The organism is Sorangium sp. So ce321 (assembly GCF_051530195.1).
Taxonomy (GTDB): Bacteria; Myxococcota_A; Polyangia; order Polyangiales; family Polyangiaceae; genus Sorangium.
In genome coordinates this window covers 11,054,190-11,072,744 of sequence record NZ_CP150329.1, presented here as the reverse complement: position 1 = coordinate 11,072,744, position 18,555 = coordinate 11,054,190, and the positions used below count along the sequence as shown (strand labels likewise).

Sequence of the window (18,555 nt, the reverse complement as noted above, 5' to 3'; positions counted from 1 at the left end):
GCGCGCGCGGCGACGAGGAGGGAACGGCGCGTGGCGGGCCGGTGTCATGGGGCCGTTCCACGTGACGCGCGCGCATTCCAGCGCGTGACACGCTCGCGTTACACCTGGTCTCCCTCTCCCGGGCCTGTCTCTCGTGCAAAGCGGCATTTCGAGCGCAACACGCGCTCTGCGCACCGCCGGCACGTGGCTTGCTCTGCCATGTCTTCGAAGACGCCGCCGCAAGCGCACCACGGTACTCGATGGGCGCGAAGCGACGAGCGATGAACGACACGTGGAGACGACCATGAAGACAAACACCATCCTTCCCGCGGCTCTCCTCGGCTGCCTTGTCTCGGCCTGCGCGCTCACGCCCGCGGAGGACGAGGACACAGCGGCCGTGACACCGGGAGATAGCCTCTCCGAGCCCGCGGCCGAGACCACGCCCGCCACCGGCGTGGCCGCCAGCGCGCTGGCCAGCACGATCCCCGAGTCCGTCGCCGTCGGCACCAGCGTCGATCTCGACGCCCACGCCGCCGAGGAGGGCTTCGCGCTGCCGCCGGGCCAGGCGATGATCGACATCGTCGGCCTCGCCATCGCCACCGCCAACGATCACGTCTACGCCTGGTTCGCCGACGGCACCGTCAGCTCGGGCTACAGCAAGGACCTCGACCACTACACCGCGCCCGTGCCGTACGCCTTGCCCGGCGGCCGCGTCCCCAAGGACATCCTCGGCACGGGGATCGCCAGCAACGCCCGCACCTATACCTGGTTCCGCGACGGCACGGTCAGCGCGGGCCACAGCACCAACCTCGGCGCCTACGGCGCGCCTGTCGCGTTCACCGTGGCCGCCGGCGAGACCCTCGCCGATCTGGTCGGCATCGACTTCGCCTCCGACGACCGCGTCTACGCCTGGTACCGCGACGGCAAGCGCAGCATCGGCACGCTCACCGATCTGGACGCCCACCAGGCCGCCGTCGCGTTCACCCTGCCGCCCAACCGGAAGACACGCCACATCGTCGAGACGGCGATCGCCAGCAACGACAAGGTCTACACCTGGTTCCAGGACATGGAGCACGGCAACGCGTGGCCGGCCGTCGCCGACGCGGTGGACGGCATCATCGTCGACAGGCTGCGCGCGCTCGGCGCCGCCGGCGTCACCGTGGCGATCTCCAAGGACGCTCGCATCGTGCTCGATCGCGCCTACGGCTACCGCGACGTCGATACGCAGGAGGCGCGCATGCCGTGGCAAGGCAGCTTTCTCGGCAGCGTCAGCAAGTTCCTCACCGCGCTCGGCGTGACCAAGCACGCCGAGCAATCGCCCTCGTTCTCGCTCAACACGCCTGTCTACGGCAGCAGCGGCGTGCTCAGCGACAGCTCGTACGTGCAGGCGATGGTCGCGGGCATCAACCGCCACAAGCCGCTCGTCGGCTTCGCCATCGCGCCGACCAACCGCGTCTACGGCTGGTACGAGAACCAGACCGTGAGCTGGGGCTCCTCGAGCGATCTCGACGCCACGTCGGGCCCGGCGCAGGCCTTCTCCATGCCTGCTGGCAAGACCACCAACGACATCCTCGGCATGGCGATGTCCTCGGCGGGCGAGGTCTATACCTGGTATATCGACGGCACCTACAGCATCGGCACGCCGACGGACCTGGACTCCGTCTCGGGCTCGGGCGGCGCCGCGCTCGAGTGGTCGCCGGCCAGCGGCGTCTCCGTCACCGAGGTGCTGGGCATCGCGATTCGCAAGTCGGACGACCGCGTCTTCGCCTGGTACGCCGACGGCACCTACAGCTCCGGCACGGCCAAGGACTTCGACTCCGGCAGCGCGCGCGCGAGCTACAGCCCGCCCCCCGGCAAGACGATCTACGACCTGCGCGACGCCGACTTCGCCTCGACGGGCCTGGTTTACTTCCACTACGGGAGCAGCGTCAGCATCGGCACGGCGGCGGATCTGGACAGCACCGCGGCGCCTTACAGCTCGGCGCTGGCCAGCGCGCCGATCGTCAATGACTGGCTCTCCTGGTACGGCGGCATCAAGGTCCTCCACCTGCTCAACCACAGCGCCGGCTTCTGGGGCTCGGGCGACGTGGACGGCGCGGCGCGCATGTTCAACGTCGACGTCGAGGACCTGACCTACGCGCAGGCCCACAAGTTCATCCTCTCGACGCGCCGCCTGCTGTGGGCGCCCGGCACCAATGACGCGTACTCGAACCACAGCATCGGCCTCGCCGGTCACGTGCTGGAGACCGCCTCGGGCATGCCCTTCGAGACCTTCATCCGCACCAGGATCCTGAACCCGCTCGGCCTCACCGACATCGTGCCCAACGGCACCGGCGACCTTGCCCACGCCGCCACGCCGCACGGCGTCAGCGACGGCCACCTGGTGACCCAGACGCTCGCCCCGGCGGAGAGCCTCAACGGCCTGGCGGCGGGCGGCTACAGCGCCACCGCGGGCGACATGGTCCGCCTGATGCTGGCCACCGACAAGCAGTCGAACCACCCCGACATCCTCGCCGCCTCCTCGCTCACCCTGATGGAGACCCCGCCGTTCCCGGCGACGGTGCCCGGCCGCGCGCTCGGCTGGGATTACGCCAACGGCAAGCTGGGCAAGGGCGGCGACATCAGCGGCGGAAACGCTTACATCGCCAAGTTCCCGGCCGGCTTCCTGCTCGGCGGAGTCGATGTCGGTGGCATGACCATCGCGCTGTGCGCCAACGGCGGCGCCTCCTCGGGCGAGCTGCGCTCGCTCGCCGACGCGGTCGTCAAGGCGGCGGCCCCGGTGCCGGTGGACAGCAGCTACGACCTGTTCTGAGCGCGCGCCGCGCAGCGGCGGCCGTGCTCTCCGGAAAGCGGACGAATCGAGCGAGCGACGGCCGGCTGACGCAGCGCCGCCATCGCTCGCTCGCTTCGTTTCTGCCCCGCGGAGCGCCTCTCCGGGGCGCCCTCGCGACGAGGCGACCGACGCGCCTCGCGCTTCCCGCCGGCCCCCGTCAGTCGCAGCGGCAGTAGAGACACCCTGGGTGGTGCGGGCCGGTTCCGCAGTATCCCGCCCACCCGGTATTGCTGCACGTGCAGGGGTCATGAGGGCGGAGGCAGTTGTCCAGCCTGCACGACTGGTCCGGCGTCTCGAGCGGCGGATCGAAGCTCGCGGCGTCCGCCGATGCGCCGTTCGCCGGAGCTTCGCAGGATGCCGGGTTGTTCGCCGTCGGCTCCTCCCCGGGCGCTGCGCGGCCCGCGCCGCCCGCGCCGATCGCGGAGAAAAGCGCCACGCTTGAGATGATCCAGCGAGCCTTCATGGTCAGACCTCCTGTGCACAGAGCCTGTTGCTCGTCGGTGCGCGCGACGGGAAACGCCGGTAAATGGCGCATCCCCGCGACGAGCGCGCACATCGTCGACGCTCAACAGGTTGAGCTACGGCTCCCTTGTCGCAAGTGACCGCGCGAGCGCGGAGGGAGTTTGTTCCGTGGTCGGATCGAGAGGGCGAAAGGGCTCCGCCGGGAAGACAGGGAAGAACCGCCGCGGGCCGTCTATCGCAGACGGGCGATGTCACAGCGCGTGTCGCGGCAACGCCGAAATCGGCGAGACGTTCAGGCGCGGGCTGGAGATCCCAGGGCTCTCTGCACGCGTGGATCGCTCACTGGGGAGCGGTCGTATGCGTGCCCTGCTCCACGTACTCCTGGCAGCAGCAGAACTCCGTCGTGGTGACCCGCGGGTCCGTCTTGCTGCCGCAGATCACCTTCTCGAGCATCGCCTGGAAGGCGCTCAGGTTGTCCTGCGAGGCGAAGAAGTGGCCGTTCGTCTCCCGGGCCACGCGCGCGTACTCCCCTTCGATCGCCTTGCGTACCCGCTCGTTCTTGGCGGCGTCGCTGCTGTACTTTCCCGTGCCCATGTACGTATGCACGCGGGTCCCGGTCTGCTTGGCGACCTCGATGGCGCGGTTCGCGGCCTCGATGTCTTCCTGATCCTGACCGGTCGACGAGAGAGCGAGAGAGAGGCCGCCCTCGAGCGGCTCGTCACCCAGGAACATGATGTTACGGACCGCTCCGGGTCGCCAGTCGAAGTGGGTGGCGATGTCCTCGATGGCGCGTGCCGCGTCCTCCTTGATCTCGTCGGCGGTGGCCTGCGCCCCGGTGCGCCCTTTGAGGAGCGAGGCATCGGCCTTCGCCGTCTGCGTCAGGTAATTGCGCACCGTCGTCGTGAACACCGTCTTGGAGAACGTGCCCTCGATGCCCAGGTACGTGGCCCGGAGGTTCGACGGGCACTTCGTCTTGGCGGAGTCGATGGCGGTGTTGACCACCTTGCTGAGCGCGTCGGCCTCGTCCCTCATCGAGCCGCTGGCGTCGATGACCACCACCAGATCGACGGTCGGGATGACGGTCTGGCCCTCCTCGACGACCGTGGTCGCCTCGGCGAGCTTCGGGAACTCCAGCTTCCTGCCCTGGCAGCTCAGCTCGCCTCCATTGCCGCGGTGGGCGGACGCCACCCCGAGCTGCCCCGGCAAGGCCGTGCCCGCGGTGATGCCATGGGTGCTCTCCGGGACGTTCCACACGTTGATGGCGAAGCGGGAGCGGGCCTGATCGCCCTGGGTGAAGTTGAAGGAGAGGAGGTTCTTCAGGCTCAGGGTCCCGACGATGCTGTCATGATAAAAGAACGCGGTCAGCTTGGGCCCGAGGCTCCCCTGTGCGCCGCCGAGCAGGTGCGCGATGTCGACATCGCCAGGCGGGCCATCGTACGTGAAGCACCCCTTGCCGAAGACGGAGCCGTCGGCGTCGAGGACGCGGAATGTGTAGCTGGTGCTCATGGATCATTCTCCTGGATGTTCACTGCGTGTTCGTCATGGCGGACAGGCCAGCTGTCCCGCGGCGCAAAGGCGTCGAGCTGCGGCATGGTCGCAGACGGCCTCACGTCGAGGATGCCTCGACAGCGGTCAGATCCTCCCCCCGAGAGCTCGCAGCGAGATCGCGAGCGCGCGGAGAGCTTCAGGCCCAACGTGAAGATGCGAGTGTTTCGGCTGTCGAGAGCGGCCATTCCCCGGGGCGCCTGTCCGCGCCTCGCTGGTGTCGCCCTTCTAGGCCGCGGCGCGCCTGAGCGCTATAGGACTTTGGTCCTACGTCTCGGCTCCTCGCCCTGGCCCGGCCAGCAGCGCGCAAGCCTCGCGGCGACGCAACCGCACGCTGGTCTCGGCGGGGGCCTCTGCCCTTGCTGAGGATACAGGGCCGCGGCCGCCATGCGGCTGTCGAATTCACCAGGGACGAACCCGAGCCACATCATGCTGCGCGATGGAGCCACGTCCCGGTCGCCATGGGACCAAGGTCCTATAGACGGGGCCCACGCGGTCATTAAGGTGGGGGAACAGAAAACGGCGAGGGGCGCATCGTGGTGCAACACGGCGATCGATGTTGACATCACTGCTCTCGTATGCCGTGGCGAACAAGCTCGCTCCCGCGAAAGGATCCATATCATGTCACAAACCCCCAATACCCAATCCTCGTCTGCTGAAGAGCTCGATCTCGTGTTCTGGGACACGTCGTCGTACAGGTGGAACGGCTCCGGCGACTGGAACCAGTGGCGCTATATCCCCGACGGGCTGGGCGGCGAGATCGGCATCCGATTCGGCGTCAGCTCCGGTTTCGGCCCCTTCGACTGGAACAACGGGGGCGTGCCCCCGTTCGGCTCGGTCAATGACGGCACCGGCGCTGCCTCGTTCGGGAAAAACGAGCAGGCGGCCCTCTCATCGACCAGCGTCAACGCGATCCGCATGCAGGCGAACAGGCAGTTCACCAGCGCCCACAACAACTTCACGGTCGAGCTCGATTTCTCCCGCTACAAGGGCTCGAAGGTCGGGGGCAAGGACGGCGTCGCGGGGGCCAACACGTTCATCGGCCTGAGCGACATCTACGCGGGCCTGACCTACGCCAAGACGACGGTCACCATCACCGGCACGCTCGCCGACGGCAGCGCCGCCAGCCCGGCAGGCTGGAAGCTGGTCAACGGCGGAGTCGCGCCGAACACCGCCGGGGGCAATCAGCCCAGCGCGCAGCTGAGCCTCGTCAACGGCGTTCTGCAGGGCACGAGCACGCCGGCTCCCGGCGGCATGGCCAACTCGATCGATACCGTGATGGGTCTGGTGCGGCTCGACGCGGCCGGCTACAGGACCCTGCTCCTGCGTCACGACCTCTACCCGGTGGGGGGCAACAGGTCGCCGCGCGTCGACAATTCGGGGCTGTACGTCGCTTCCGCCTTCCCTCGCAAGCCCCCCCAGCCGCCCGAGCCCCCCAAGCCGCCCCCGGTCGACCTCGTCGTGGTCATCGACACGAGCGTCTCGATGAGGGACGAGGCGGACGCGCTGAGCCAGACGATCGAAGCGGCCATCGCGGCGGCCAAGACCAAGTGCCCCTCGGACCTGCGCGTCACGTACCTGGGCATCGAAGGGACGTTCAAGAAGACGCGCTTCGACAACACGGTCAGAAGCTACCTGACCCAGACGGCGAAGGTCGACGCCTCGCTGCTCAAGGGGCGCACCAACGCGGACAGCGCGAACCTCACGGAGGAGCAGAAGAAGGTGTTCGATCCGAGGGAGGACGGAGCGCGGGCGATCGAGGACATCGCCACGCATTTCGACTGGCGGCCCGGCGCTTCCCGCAGCGTCTTCTTCCTGGGCGACGAGGCGCTCGAGGGCGGCGTCTCCGTCGCAGGGCAGGATCAGGAAGACATCGAGGCCGCGAGCCGCGCCATCGAGGCCGCCAAGAAGGCCGGGACGCGCGTCCACACGTACCTGGGCACGTCGAAGTTCAGCAGCGACGCCCGGAAACACGAGCGGATCGTCAAGGAGATCCAGGCGGAGTTCGCTCGTGTGGCCCGGGAGACCGGCGGCAAGCCCTTCACGTCGACGGACGCGCAGAGCGGCTTCCAGGCCGTGCTGGAGGAGGTGATCTGCGGCAGCAGGCCGGGCGCGACCACCACGCCCTAGCCGCCCGAGGCGAAGCCCTGAGCGGGCCGCAGGTATGCCTGAAAGGAGAGACAATGGCTACAGTGAGCTTCTCGTCGGACTGGTCTCATCAGCAGAGCGGCGACATTCAATCCGGGGAGCCTTTGCGGCTCGAATACGCCATCGAGAGGTTGCCTGATGGCAGGGCGGAGCGCTACGGGAAGCGGGCGTGGAGCATCCTCGCCCACCTCCGATTTCATCCGAGCGGGAAGGAGGGAGTCGGCGATGTCTCCTCGGGAGCGTGCGAGCTGGACGTGCCCGCGAACACCGGCCGGATCGAGCTGTGGTTCAACAATACCGATCACACGGGCTTCTCGAGCTGGGATAGCCGCTACGGCCAGAACTACTGGCTCGACGTGAAGGCTGCTGGATAAGGCGCGTCATGGGACCTTGGTCCCATGACGGCTCGCGCCGCCCGCGTGTCAGGATCAGAGCCCCTGGAGCCGGTCCAGGGGCCGCGCGAGCTCCACGACCGACGCGACGCCGAGCTTCTCCGTCACCTGGCCCCGATGCCCCCTGATCGTCCTCTCCTCCGCGCCGATCTCCTCGGCCACCTTCTCGCCGAGCTCGCGCACCTGAACCAGGTTTCGGCGCTGAGCGAGCTCGCTTCCTCGATCGGGCACGAGCTGAACCAGCCGCTGGCCGCCATCCTGAGCAACGCCCAGGCGGCGCTGCGCCTCCTCACGCACATCCCGCCGGACATCGCCGAAGCGCGCGCCGCGCTCGAGGACATCGTGGCGGACGACCGCCGCGCGGGGAAGGTCATCCAGCGGATGCGCGCGGCGCTTCGCGAGGGCGCGGTCAGCGTGGCTGCGCAGGACGTCGACGAGCTCGTCCGCGAGGTGGTCCGGCTCGTGTCGGGCGCAGCGCGGCTCGCGGGCGCGACCGTGCGGGCGGAGCTCGCGCCGGGCCTGCCGCGCGTTCGGGGCGACGGCATCCGGCTCCAGCAGGTGATCCTCAACCTGCTCGTCAACGCGCTCGATGCCGTCTCCCGCTGTCCCCCGGACGCCCGCCTCGTGGTGGTGCGGACCCGCCTGGCCGACGGAGGCCGCGTCGAGCTATCCGTGGCGGACTCCGGCGAGGGCTTCCCGCCGGAGGACTTCGAGCGGATCTTCGAGCCCTTCTTCACGACAAAGGCCCAGGCGCTCGGCGTGGGCCTGGCGATCAGCCGCGCGATCGTCGAGGCGCACGGAGGCCGGCTGTGGGCGGAGTGCAGCCCGGGCGAGGGGGCGACGCTCCGCTGCGCGCTGCCGGTCTGGGACGAGGGCGCGCGCCCCGCGGAGTGACGCTGGCGTGCCGCGCCCGTGCGAGGCGCGGAGCACGTCGATCCAACCCGGGGCCGCCGTACTGGATGGCCGGGGGTCAGCGGCGCCGCCCCCGAGCGGGCGCGGCGCCGCGAGCCTCGGATCCTCAGTCGGCCGGCAGGTAGCCGAAGGTGCAGTCGTAGCTGCGGCTCGTCACATCCTCGGCGGGCGTGCCGGCCGACACCTTGACGAGCAGCCTGTTCTCCGCCGGGCTCGCCGGGAGGTCGACCCCCGTGATGGCCAGGTCCGTCGTCTCGTTCTCGGTGGCCGTGTAGCCCTCGCCGAGCTCCGTGCCATCGCCGTTCAACAGCGTGACCGTGAGCTCGCGCAGCCCGGAGCCGTGGCGCTGCGCCCCGCAGAAGGCGGACACCTTCCAGGTCTCGTCCGCGTCCTCGGGCACCGGGAGCGCGTAGTAATCGGTATCCGGGGTGACCCCGTCAGCGAGCTGGCCGTCGACGGCGTAGGCGATGCCGCCCCCGCTGATATCGAACGAATACAGGTCGCCCTCCGGCGTCGTGGCCAGGTTGTTGGTCAGATCCTGGGCCTCGAGGCCGTTGATCTCCACCCGGTTGTGGAGGAGGATATAAAAGTCGTTCGCCCCCACGTCGCCCTGCGAGCGATTGACGAAGACCAGGTACTCGGCCGCTTCGCCTACCTTGACCGGAACCTCGATGCTGCCGCCCTTCGACGGGTCGACCTTCGCGTAGGGGGTGGTCAGATCCGCCGCGTCGAAGACGGTGACCTCGCTGACGTCCACCGTCGAGCCGCTGCCCTCGGGGCCGGGCGGGGCCGAGGTGACCAGCGTCGCCTTGAGCCCGCGCTCGGCGGCGGGGGTCTCCGGCAGGGTGAACGAGTAGACGTCGACGTCCGTCGCGCTCGCGAAGCCGCCGATCACGAACGTGGTGTAGTATCCCGGCTCGTCCGCGAGCGCCTCGTAGTGGAGCGGCAGGGCCTGAGCGGCGTCGTCGTTCGGCTCGGTCTCTCCGATCAAGCTGTCGTCGTCGGCAGCGTTCGGATCGAGCAAAGTGATCCCCAGCGCATAGTCGAAGTTGGCGATGTCCTCGGCGGGCGCGCAGCTGTCCTGGCCCAGCGCGGACGTGCACTCCTCGACGAGGAGGTAGTAATCGCCGTCTGCGGGCAGGACGGTGATCAGCCGGCTGTCGTTGCCGCCCTGAGGCGGGTCGTCGTTCCGGGCGATCTGCGTGCCTTGCGCGTCGAGCAGCGAGACGACGAGATCGGGATAGGTCGGATCGGTCTCGTCTTTTTCCGGCTTCGCGTCGGTGAGGATGTACAGGACCTGTCCTTTGGTCCCTGTGAAGCTGTAGAAGTCCTGATCGGCGTCGACTGGCTCGAGCGTCGCCTGCACCGCGTCGCCGTCGATCTCGATCGCCTCCGCCGTCTCGATGCTCTCGTTCGGATCCGTCTCGTCGCCCCCGGAGGAGGTGGACGTGGTGACGCTGCTGCTCGTCGAGCTGGACGTCGAGGAGCTCGTGGCCCCTCCTGCTCCTCCGGCGCCCCCCTGTCCGCCGACGCCCTCGTCATCTCCGCCGCAGCCCGCAGCTGTCGCCGCGACCGTGCCAAGCACGAAGAAACCCAGGAAATGAATCGATCTCATGGCACCTCCAACATCTGCTGCGCCACAGCAGAGTCTGCTGTAGCCGCATGGGAATAGTGCACCTACACTGCTGCTGGTCCTGCGCGCCACCAATGCGCACGTTTTCGTCGGGCCGAATTCTGGAGCATGCACAACAGCGGGGTGCTGATCCACAACGGGGCACCGATGAGCCTGGAGAAGCGTCCCGTAGAGTTCGGTGAGCGCCATCCGGGTGGTCGCGGATTTCACGCCGCGACCAGGGGCGCCGAGCTCACCTGAGCAGGATGGACTCCACCGAGGTGGTGCGAGTGACCGCGTGGCGCGGGCGGCGATGCTCCCCCGAGCGTCGGCGCGGTGTCCAGCGGCGCGATCGCGCCCCCGCGTCGCCGCAGCTCACGCGGTCCTCACGCCTTCCACGCGGACGCCATGCTTTGCCCCCCGGGGAGGTGAGTTGCGCTGTTCACGACGCAGCGTTCCACGTAGGCTGAGGTCTCATGGACCTCGTGCACCCGCGCCGCCTCGCCCCCCGGAGCACGCCCTGAGCGGCTACGAGGACTACGCGCGCCGCCTCACCGGGACCGGCATCCTCACCGACCTCTGGGTGGACGGCGCCCCGCGCTTTCGCCAGGCCCCGGTGCTGCTCTCGGCGGCCCAGCGCGATGCGCTGTACGCTGCGGCGGAGGCCGTCACCGAGGCCCACCACCAGCTCGCCATGCGCTGCGCCGTGGAGCCAGCCCTCCTCGACCGCCTCGCCCTCAGCCCTTTCCAGCGGCTCATGTGGACCAGCGCCGCGCCCCGCTGGCACGGTATCGCCCGCGCCGACGTCTTCCTCACCGCCGAGGGCCCCCGGGTCTGTGAGCTCAACAGCGACACCCCGAGCGGCCAGGCCGAGGCGGTCCTCGGCGGCGCGCTCGCCTGCGCGGACCACCCCGGCCACGGGGACCTCAACGAGGACCTCGGCCCCCGCTTCTGCCAGCTCGTCGCGCGGCTCACGGAGCACGAGACCGGACACGCGCCGCGCCGCGTGGGGATCCTGTACCCGACCGAGATGACCGAGGATCTCTCCCTCGTCTTGCTCTATCAGCGCTGGTTCGCGGCCCAGGGCTGGGAGGTGCGCACCGGCTCGCCCTACAACCTCCAGGCCTTGCCCGGGGGGCGCGCCGGGCTCTTCGGGGAGCCCTGCGATGTCTTTGTCCGTCATTACAAGACCGACTGGTGGGGCGAGCGCCTGCCGGTCTGGAGCTCCGACCCGGGCTACCCCGACGAGGCCCCGCTGGCCCGCGCGCTCGACGTGCTCCTCAGCGCCAGCCTGCGCGGCCGGGCCGCGGTCGTGAACCCCTTCGGTGCCGTGCTCACCCAGAACAAGCGCGCCCTCGCCCTCCTCTGGGAGGAGAGAGACCGACTCCCCGCTCACACCCAGGCCAACCTCGCCCGTTACCTCCCGTACACGGCGCGCCTGGAGGCGGCCCCGCTGGAAGAGCTGCGGCGCGAGAAGGATCGCTGGGTGTTGAAGTCCGACTATGGCTGCGAGGGCGATGAGGTGGTGATCGGCAAGGACACCTCCCCAGGCGACTGGGAGGCGGCGCTGCGCCTGGCCATCCCGACGCGCTGGGTGGCCCAGCGTTACTTCGAGGCCCAGGGCGAGCTCCCCGGCGAGTCCACGAACTACGGCGTCTACCTCATCGCGGGCCAGGCCAGCGGCCTCTTCATCCGGCAGCAGGCGGGCCGCACCGACACCCATGCGCAGAGCGCTCCCGCCCTGCTCCTCCCGAGGGACCATGAGCCAGGATAAGCCCTTCTCGCGCAAGGCCTTCATCGACGAGCCGGGCCTGACCGGGGCTCGCTGGTGGCAGGACGAGCTGCAAGCCGACCCCGACCCCTTCGGCCGGCGCAGCGCCCTCAAGTCCATGCTCTGGATCGGCGGCGGCGTGCTGAGCGCCGGGCTCCTGGCCAGCCTCGTCCTCGACGTCGGCGGCGGCGACGCCCTCGATATGCAGAGCGCCGTCGACGCCCTCGAGCTCCAGCGCGAGGAGGGCTGGGACGTGGGCGCCATGAACAAGGTGCTCGATTTCCCGGGCGCGGTGAGCCAGGACGCGCGCGGCCAGACCCCTGACATGACGACGCTGCAGTCGCTCGCGTCCGGGCTCGCCCCGACCCAGGCCGAGCTGAAGCCATATTACGTGTCGACCTTGTTCCAGGCGATCACCGACCACAACAACGCCGCCCTGCTCACCCAGGTGCGCCCCGTCGACACGCCCGAGATGGAGACGGCCTTTGACAAGGCCCGCGCGCTGCTCTCGCTCTTCCAGGAGGCCTCTTCGCCGCGCGACATCGCCCTGGTGGTCGACCTGCCCGGCCCTCAGGCGGTCGCCTTCGCGGCCGGGCTCGCCGAGCTCTTCGAGCCGGTGTTCCTGTTCGACAACTGGCCCCACCCGGCCGGCGTGGTCCCCTCGCACCTCGTCCTGGGCGCGGCCCTCTTCCATGCCCCGCTGCTGGCGGAGTCGGCCCCCGTGCGCCAGCTCCCCGCGCCCCCGGTCTTCGTCGTGGACAGCCAGCGTCTCAACCCCTACACCGACGATCCGGACACCTTCGACAACCGCTACGTCGCCAGGCTGCCGAGCGCCGAGCGCCTGAAGGCCCTGGGCGTCAAGCATGTCCTCTACATCAACGACCAGGCGGGGCCCGAGCTTCAGGAGGCTGACGACCTCAACGAGGACTTCGTCGCGTACCAGGCGGCGGGCGTGGACACCAAGCTCTTGTCCTTGCGTGACTTCAGCCCTCCCGTCTCCGAGGACATGGCGGCCCTGGCGAGCGGGGTCAGCGCTGCGCCGAGCCAGAGCTCCGCGGTCGCGCCCCCGTTGCGCACGGGCGTGCCGCTGATCTTCTTCTACGGCGGCTCGTACCTCTCGCACCCGGCCTTCTGGGGGAATTACGGCTGGTACAGCACCCCGCGCAGCGCGCACGCGATGCCCCCGGTGCGCCCGGTGTCACGGGGCGCGGACTTCGCCCCCACGCCCCGGCCCACGGTCTTCTCCAGCCGCGCGGTAGGCGGCGCCGTGAGCGGGGTCGGCAAGCAGAAGCCCAGCGGCTTCGGGCGCGTTTCCTTGAGCTCCAGCTACCACCCGAGCGCCGCCTCGTACGCGGGGGGGCGGAGCGGCTCCTTCGGGCGCGGCGTGTCGTTTGGCGGCTAGGGGAGGGCGCGCGCCCCGCGCTCTCGAAGACCCCAGGCCTCACAGGAGTCATCATGGGATACACCTTCTTTGCCGTCCAGGTGGTGCTCAAGACCTATCCGGGGGACAACCTGCGGGCCCGGCTACACCAGATCATCACGGCGTCGCCCTCCGAGGTCTCGCTCGTCGAGAAGCGGGCCTTTTACAAGAACCTGACCAGCGTCTTGAACGAGGGCATGGCCTCCTTCGAGCGGGGCTTCTGGGACCTCATCCGCGGCCGGGACGCCGAGCGCCAGTTCGAGACCTGGTGCAGCGAGATCGAGGGCAGCATGGCCACGGAGCCAGAGGAGATCGACGCCGTGGCGGACGAGCTGCACCGCATCTCCAACGAGAAACAGTTCGTGATCGCCTCGCTGATCTTCCTCCTCCAGGAGGGGAGTACCAGCGACGATATCCTGGCCGAGCGCTGCGACATGCCCGAACGCGCGTACTTCACGCGCCAGACCTTCGGGAACCTGCTCGGCGCCATCCCGGCGCTGAGCTTCGCCAGTGTCAAGGCCGACGCGGTCTACCTCATGCCGGGCACCGACCAGGACGGGCTCTCCTCGCTGGACCTCGCCGACGAGGGCTACGCCTACTTGAAGCTGCTCTAGGTTGCATGTACCGGACGGCCTGTCCCGGGGAGGGAAGCGCCAGGGCACCGCCGGCCTGCCACGCCGCCTCCTTCATGCTTCTGCGGGGATCAGCCTTGATGGCGCCCGCCGGCGCCGTACGTTTCGACGCCATGAGCAAGCCGCCCATCCTGCTGGTGCACGGTATCTGGGATTCTGCGGCGCGCATCGACTGCCTGCGCGCCGGGCTTGCGGCCCGCGGCGTCGACCGCGCCAGCGCCTTCGATCTGGTCCCCAATGACGGCCGTGCGTCCATCGAGCGACTTGCCGCCCAGCTGGACGCCGCCGTGGAGGCCGCGCTCGCCGGGGCGGCGCCCGGCGGCGCGGTGGACGTGGTCGGCTTCAGCATGGGCGCCCTGGTGACGCGCTATTACATCCAGCGCGGCCGCGGCCGCGCGCGCGTCCGGCGCTTCGTCTCCATCTCGGGCCCGCACCGCGGCACGCTCAACGCCATGTGGCTCCCCCACGAGGGCGTGCGGCAGATGCGCCCGGATAGCCCCCTCCTGCGCGACCTCGCCGCGGATCCGGACCCCTGGGGCCCGGTCGAGGTGCACGTGCTCTACACGCCTTTCGACGTGATGATCCTCCCGGCCCGCTCCAGCGAGCTCCCCGGCGCCCGCACCACGCGCGCCGTGCCGGTCGCGCTGCACCGCTGGATGCTCTCGGACCGGCGCGTGCTCGACTCGGTGGCGGAGCTCCTGGAGCGCTGAGCGCCCGCCTCGCCGCGACGTCGCGAGCCGCGTCACGGCGCCCGCCGTGCGGTGGGGTCCAGCGGACGTCGTCTCTTCGGTGCTGGCTCCCCGTGTCTTGCTTACCTGGTGCGCTGCGCCTGCTTTACCATGCAGCGCATGTCGCACACGCTCGCCTCCTCGGTCCGCTCCTCTCTCTGCGCCCGCGTCCTGGGGACGGCTGCTCTACAGATCGGCCTCGTCGCGGTGCTTGCGGGCTGCTCGCCGAGGACGCGCGACTTCCAGGGCGCAGGCACAGGCGGTCCGGGAGGCGGCGCGGGTGGCGACGGCGGGCAGGGGGGCGGCGCTGCTGTCGGAGGCAGCGGCGACCCAGCGCCGGGCGGCGGGGGCGGCGCAGGTGGTCACGCCGCCGGCGGGTGCGCGACGGACGAACGGCGGTGCTCGGACAACAAACCACAGCGTTGTGATGACCGTGGCGAGTGGGAGGACGAGGCGCCATGCCCTGCGAGGGCGCCGGTATGCAGCGGCGGTGCGTGCACGACGCCTCCGAGCTGCGCCGGGCTCGTGCCGACGTGCGGGCCGGCGGGCGACGAGAGCTGCTGCGCGGCGACGGCGTTGCCGGGCGGAAGGTTCAGGCGGAGCAATGACGAGGCGTATCCAGCGATGGTGAGCGCTCTCCTGCTGGATCGGTTCGAGGTGACGGTGGGGCGCTTCCGTGCGTTCGTGGAGGCGTACCCCGGGAGTTTCCCCGAGCGGGGAGCGGGAGCGCACCCGCGCATCGATGCAAGCGGCTGGGATCCGAGCTGGAACATGGAGATGCCCCCGAGCGCGGCAGCGCTGAAGGAAGCTGTGCGGTGCGATGCGACGTACCAGACATGGACGGAAGAGGCTGGCGAGCGCGAGCATCTGCCGATGAACTGCCTGAGCTGGTACGTCGCGTTCGCGTTTTGCGCCTGGGATGGTGGGCGGTTGCCCACGGAGGCGGAGTGGAACTATGCGGCAGCGGGTGGAGATGAGCAGCGGGCGTACCCGTGGTCGAACCCTGCCGTGGATACGACGATCGACGGGAGCTACGCGGCGTACGACTGTGCCGGGGACGGGACTGCGAGCGAGCTGTGTGCGTTCGATGATGTACAGCACGTCGGATCCAGGTCCATGAAGGGAGATGGAAGGTGGAGGCAGGCGGACCTCGCCGGGGGCCTGTGGGAGTGGGCCCTGGACAGGTACGCCGACTATACTGCGGCTCTGTCATGCGACGATTGCGCCAACCTGACCGCTGGCTCGAGCCGGGTGTTCCGGGGTGGGGGCTTCGGCAGCAGCGCGTCGTACCTGCTCTCCGCGTTCCGCAGTGACCACGACCCGTCGGACCGCAGCGGTTACGTCGGGGTCCGGTGCGCGAGGAACCCGTAGGCCACGAGGTTACTCCCGGCGATCACGATGCGCTGATCCGGGCGAACACGCAGCGGTGATCTCGGTGTTCACGATGGCCTGAGAGCCGCAAAGCTCCGCCGATCGTCCGCCTGGATCCCGGGCGCCGCCAGGCTGCGCACCTTGCGATCGTGGAGCGGGGCGCCGCTGGATCACCCGGGGAGGGCGGCGGTCAGGTCCAGCTCGACCAGCTGACCGGCGAAGCCGAGCGAAGCGACCCCGAGCAGGGTGCTGGCCGAGCCGAAGGCAGGGCCGAGCGCCGAGTCGTTCAGCCGTCGCCACACCGCGTCCAGCACCTGGTTGTCGTCGCTGACCACGTAGATCACCGAGCGCACCACATCGGCGGGCTGCGCCCCGGCCGCGGCCAGGACGATCAGGGCGTTCGCTGTCACCTGGTCGGCCTGCGCGAGGTGGTCGCCCGCGCCGACCAGGTTGCCGTCGAGGTCGAGTGGGCACTGGCCGGCGAGGAAGGCGAGCCGGCCGGCCTCGACGATCGTGACGTGGTGATAGCCGGGAGTCTTGTGGACGTCGGACGGATTGAACTTCCCAACGCGCATCGAGGGGTAAGGGAAAACCAAAACGAGCCGAGGATGTCAAGGGGCGGCTCGCCACGCTCACCTCAGGGGCCGCAGGTTCCTTGCGCGCTCCGCCTCCCTCCTGGAGAAGTGACGAGAAGCGCGCGGAAGCGGCCGGGGCCGAGCCGAGGACCCTGCAGGCGATCGAGGTTGGGCGGCAGAGCATGAGCCTCGACACGCTCGTCAGGCTCGCGAACGCGCTGGATGTGAGGGCCCGTCACGTGTTCCTCCGGCGTGGACGCCCGCACGCTCCTGCGTTGGTCTCCTTGACAAGGCGGGGTAGCCGTCAGGTACGCTACCGTTCCACGATGGGTGGGGGCGGCACGACGGGGTGGGCTCCGGAGCTCAAGGCGCTCCACGGTGAGGTGGCGGTCAGCGGTCATGGGGCTGGTGACGCCGGGAGGGCCGCGGTCGATGATGCCGAGACCTGGCAACGGGAATACGTGTTCACGCAGCGGCGGCCTATCTCCGGAGAGGCGCAGATAGGCCGTGAAAGGTCGCGGCCTGTCCACGGGATCACGGCGATATGCCATGGCGAGCCGCGGCTTGTCCTCGGGAATGTGGAGGTGATATACCATGGTTCGCGGCCCGCACGCGAAGCTGCTTAGGCAGGTCGTGTGTCGCAGTTCATCGCGACGTTGGGCCGTCAGGTCGGCACCTCCGGGCTTGAGCCATCTTGTGAGGCAGGGGATTGATGACAACGATCAACTACGTGGTTGGCGACGCTACCAGGCCAGCCGGCGAGGGCTCACGAATCATCGCCCACGTGTGCAATGACATCGGTGGCTGGGGCCGGGGCTTCGTGACCGCGTTGTCGGCTCGCTGGGCTACGCCAGAGGTAGAATACCGACGCTGGCACCGGGGCGAACTCCCTGGTCCCCCGTTCGGACTGGGCCAGGTGCAGTTCGTGGAGGTTGAAGCTAGGTTGTGGGTCGCGAACATGATCGGCCAGCACGGCGTGAGAGCGCGCGGCGGGGTCCCACCGGTGCGCTACGAGGCGATCGATGCTGCGCTCTTGGCGGTCGCTGCTTTTGCGCGTCAGCACGACGCGTCCGTGCACATGCCGCGCATCGGCGCAGGGCTGGCCGGAGGCAGCTGGAGCGAGATAGTGCCCCTCATCGAGCAGAACCTGTGCTCGGCGGGACTTCGCGTCAATGTCTATGATCTCCCGGGTCAGCGGTGAGCTGCAGCCCCGCCCAGCCAGCCGCTGGTGCCGACGCCGCGAAGCGGCGCGGCCCACCGGCAAATCGTTGGACAGACGATACGCTTCCCATGCTCATCGTAGCGTCTGGCTGTCCCGACACCTCGAGTCCCTCACCCACCCGACAGGCTCTGTGCGTGGCGTCGAATGAACGGCCCTCGGTGGACACCGACGCGACTTGCAGCGCAGTCCAGCCCACGGCATCCGGCTGCTGTGATTGCGCACCTGCAAGACACCAGGATTGACCAATGACGACACCCCACGGCCCGTCGCGATCAGCAGGCGGAATGAGCAAGACCACCGTCGCTTTCCTGTTCCTGTTCATCGGGCTCGTGGTGGGGTTCTTCGCCGGAATCGGAGCGACGAAGGCCGGCTCTGCGTTCCTCGAAGAGCTCGCGTCCAGCGAGGCGCCTGCCGACCTGGTGCACGCCCAGAGCTATGTGCGGCCCGGCTTCTCCTTCAAGTACCCAGGAAACTGGAGGGTCGAGGCGGACGCCCCGGAGAATGATCCCGATCACCACTTGAGCGTCGAGAGCCCCGGCTCGTGCATGACGATGCTCTTCGTCTTCGACGCGCCGACCGAACCCGCAGACAACGTCCAAGCGCACATTGACGCGTTCGTTCCCAGGTTGATCTCGGCACCGGCGCGCGCGCCGTTCACCACATGGGGTAAATACGCCGGACGGGGCGTGCTCCTGAAAGGCAAGCTGCTGGGCGTGAACGAGGGCTCGGTCCGGGTGTTCTCTCACGCGAATGACAAGCGCTCGTTCGTCGCGGTGGAGCAATGCTACGACGATGACATGAAGCACGTGAAGCCTGGCCTCGAGCTGGTGGAGTCTTCCTTCGAACTCTCACCTTGATGCCGTGCCATGCTCCACGTGTGGAGGGCCGCCTCGCGGCCGATCTCGACTGGCCGCTCGAGCGCTCCGCCCCCATCCCGCGGCGGCGCCGGGCGC

General features: G+C 69.3%; 15 protein-coding genes. 12 read left to right on the top strand and 3 right to left on the bottom strand.

Going from position 1 to position 18,555, the window contains the following annotated elements:
• Nucleotides 1-283 precede the first annotated feature (283 nt).
• Together WME89_RS40960 and WME89_RS40955 are read left to right on the top strand one after the other, a co-directional pair.
• Complete coding sequence (locus WME89_RS40960) at nucleotides 284-2,791, top strand: serine hydrolase (RefSeq protein ID WP_438005016.1); 2,508 nt, start codon at nucleotides 284-286, stop codon at nucleotides 2,789-2,791.
• Between the two features lie 284 nt (nucleotides 2,792-3,075).
• Nucleotides 3,076-3,414, top strand: coding sequence for a hypothetical protein (locus WME89_RS40955; protein ID WP_438005015.1), 339 nt, complete (start codon nucleotides 3,076-3,078; stop codon nucleotides 3,412-3,414).
• A gap of 199 nt (nucleotides 3,415-3,613) precedes the next feature.
• Here WME89_RS40955 and WME89_RS40950 read toward each other — a convergent pair whose 3' ends face one another.
• Complete coding sequence (locus tag WME89_RS40950; protein WP_438005014.1) at nucleotides 3,614-4,780, bottom strand: vWA domain-containing protein; 1,167 nt, start codon at nucleotides 4,778-4,780, stop codon at nucleotides 3,614-3,616.
• 660 nt (nucleotides 4,781-5,440) lie between these two features.
• Here WME89_RS40950 and WME89_RS40945 point away from each other — a divergent pair.
• From WME89_RS40945 to WME89_RS40935, 3 genes are all read left to right on the top strand, one after another.
• Nucleotides 5,441-6,949 (top strand): vWA domain-containing protein, encoded by a 1,509-nt coding sequence (locus WME89_RS40945; protein WP_438005013.1) that lies wholly within the window; start codon nucleotides 5,441-5,443, stop codon nucleotides 6,947-6,949.
• Between the two features lie 53 nt (nucleotides 6,950-7,002).
• On the top strand, nucleotides 7,003-7,341 hold the full coding sequence (locus tag WME89_RS40940) for a DUF6209 family protein (protein WP_438005012.1): 339 nt from the start codon (nucleotides 7,003-7,005) through the stop codon (nucleotides 7,339-7,341).
• 135 nt (nucleotides 7,342-7,476) lie between these two features.
• A complete protein-coding gene (locus WME89_RS40935; RefSeq protein WP_438005011.1) occupies nucleotides 7,477-8,253 on the top strand; it encodes a sensor histidine kinase in 777 nt (258 codons plus the stop codon).
• Between the two features lie 124 nt (nucleotides 8,254-8,377).
• On the opposite strand, the gene WME89_RS40930 is transcribed toward WME89_RS40935, so the two are convergent.
• Nucleotides 8,378-9,886, bottom strand: coding sequence for a PPC domain-containing protein (locus WME89_RS40930; RefSeq protein ID WP_438005010.1), 1,509 nt, complete (start codon nucleotides 9,884-9,886; stop codon nucleotides 8,378-8,380).
• Nucleotides 9,887-10,316: 430 nt separating this feature from the next.
• On the opposite strand from WME89_RS40930, the gene WME89_RS40925 reads away from it, so the two are divergent.
• The 5 genes from WME89_RS40925 to WME89_RS40905 all read left to right on the top strand — a co-directional run bounded on the left by WME89_RS40925 (nucleotide 10,317) and on the right by WME89_RS40905 (nucleotide 15,805).
• Nucleotides 10,317-11,657, top strand: a complete 1,341-nt coding sequence (locus WME89_RS40925) for a glutathionylspermidine synthase family protein (RefSeq protein WP_438005009.1) — start codon at nucleotides 10,317-10,319, stop codon at nucleotides 11,655-11,657.
• Nucleotides 11,644-13,056 carry a hypothetical protein gene (locus tag WME89_RS40920; protein ID WP_438005008.1) on the top strand — a complete coding sequence of 471 codons (1,413 nt, stop codon included), beginning with the start codon at nucleotides 11,644-11,646 and terminating at the stop codon, nucleotides 13,054-13,056. Before WME89_RS40925 ends, WME89_RS40920 begins: the two co-directional genes overlap by 14 nt.
• A 53-nt stretch (nucleotides 13,057-13,109) precedes the next feature.
• Entirely contained in the window at nucleotides 13,110-13,688 is a 579-nt protein-coding gene (locus WME89_RS40915) for a hypothetical protein (protein ID WP_438005007.1), read from the top strand.
• Nucleotides 13,689-13,819: 131 nt separating this feature from the next.
• Nucleotides 13,820-14,416: a lipase family alpha/beta hydrolase gene (locus WME89_RS40910; protein ID WP_438005006.1), complete on the top strand. Its 597-nt coding sequence runs from the start codon at nucleotides 13,820-13,822 to the stop codon at nucleotides 14,414-14,416.
• Between the two features lie 543 nt (nucleotides 14,417-14,959).
• Complete coding sequence (locus WME89_RS40905; protein WP_438012034.1) at nucleotides 14,960-15,805, top strand: formylglycine-generating enzyme family protein; 846 nt, start codon at nucleotides 14,960-14,962, stop codon at nucleotides 15,803-15,805.
• Between the two features lie 170 nt (nucleotides 15,806-15,975).
• Here WME89_RS40905 and WME89_RS40900 read toward each other — a convergent pair whose 3' ends face one another.
• On the bottom strand, nucleotides 15,976-16,380 hold the full coding sequence (locus WME89_RS40900) for a RidA family protein (protein WP_438005005.1): 405 nt from the start codon (nucleotides 16,378-16,380) through the stop codon (nucleotides 15,976-15,978).
• 712 nt (nucleotides 16,381-17,092) lie between these two features.
• On the opposite strand from WME89_RS40900, the gene WME89_RS40895 reads away from it, so the two are divergent.
• On the top strand, nucleotides 17,093-17,581 hold the full coding sequence (locus tag WME89_RS40895; RefSeq protein ID WP_438005004.1) for an Appr-1-p processing protein: 489 nt from the start codon (nucleotides 17,093-17,095) through the stop codon (nucleotides 17,579-17,581).
• 305 nt (nucleotides 17,582-17,886) lie between these two features.
• Nucleotides 17,887-18,459, top strand: coding sequence for a hypothetical protein (locus tag WME89_RS40890; RefSeq protein ID WP_438005003.1), 573 nt, complete (start codon nucleotides 17,887-17,889; stop codon nucleotides 18,457-18,459).
• Nucleotides 18,460-18,555 lie beyond the last annotated feature (96 nt).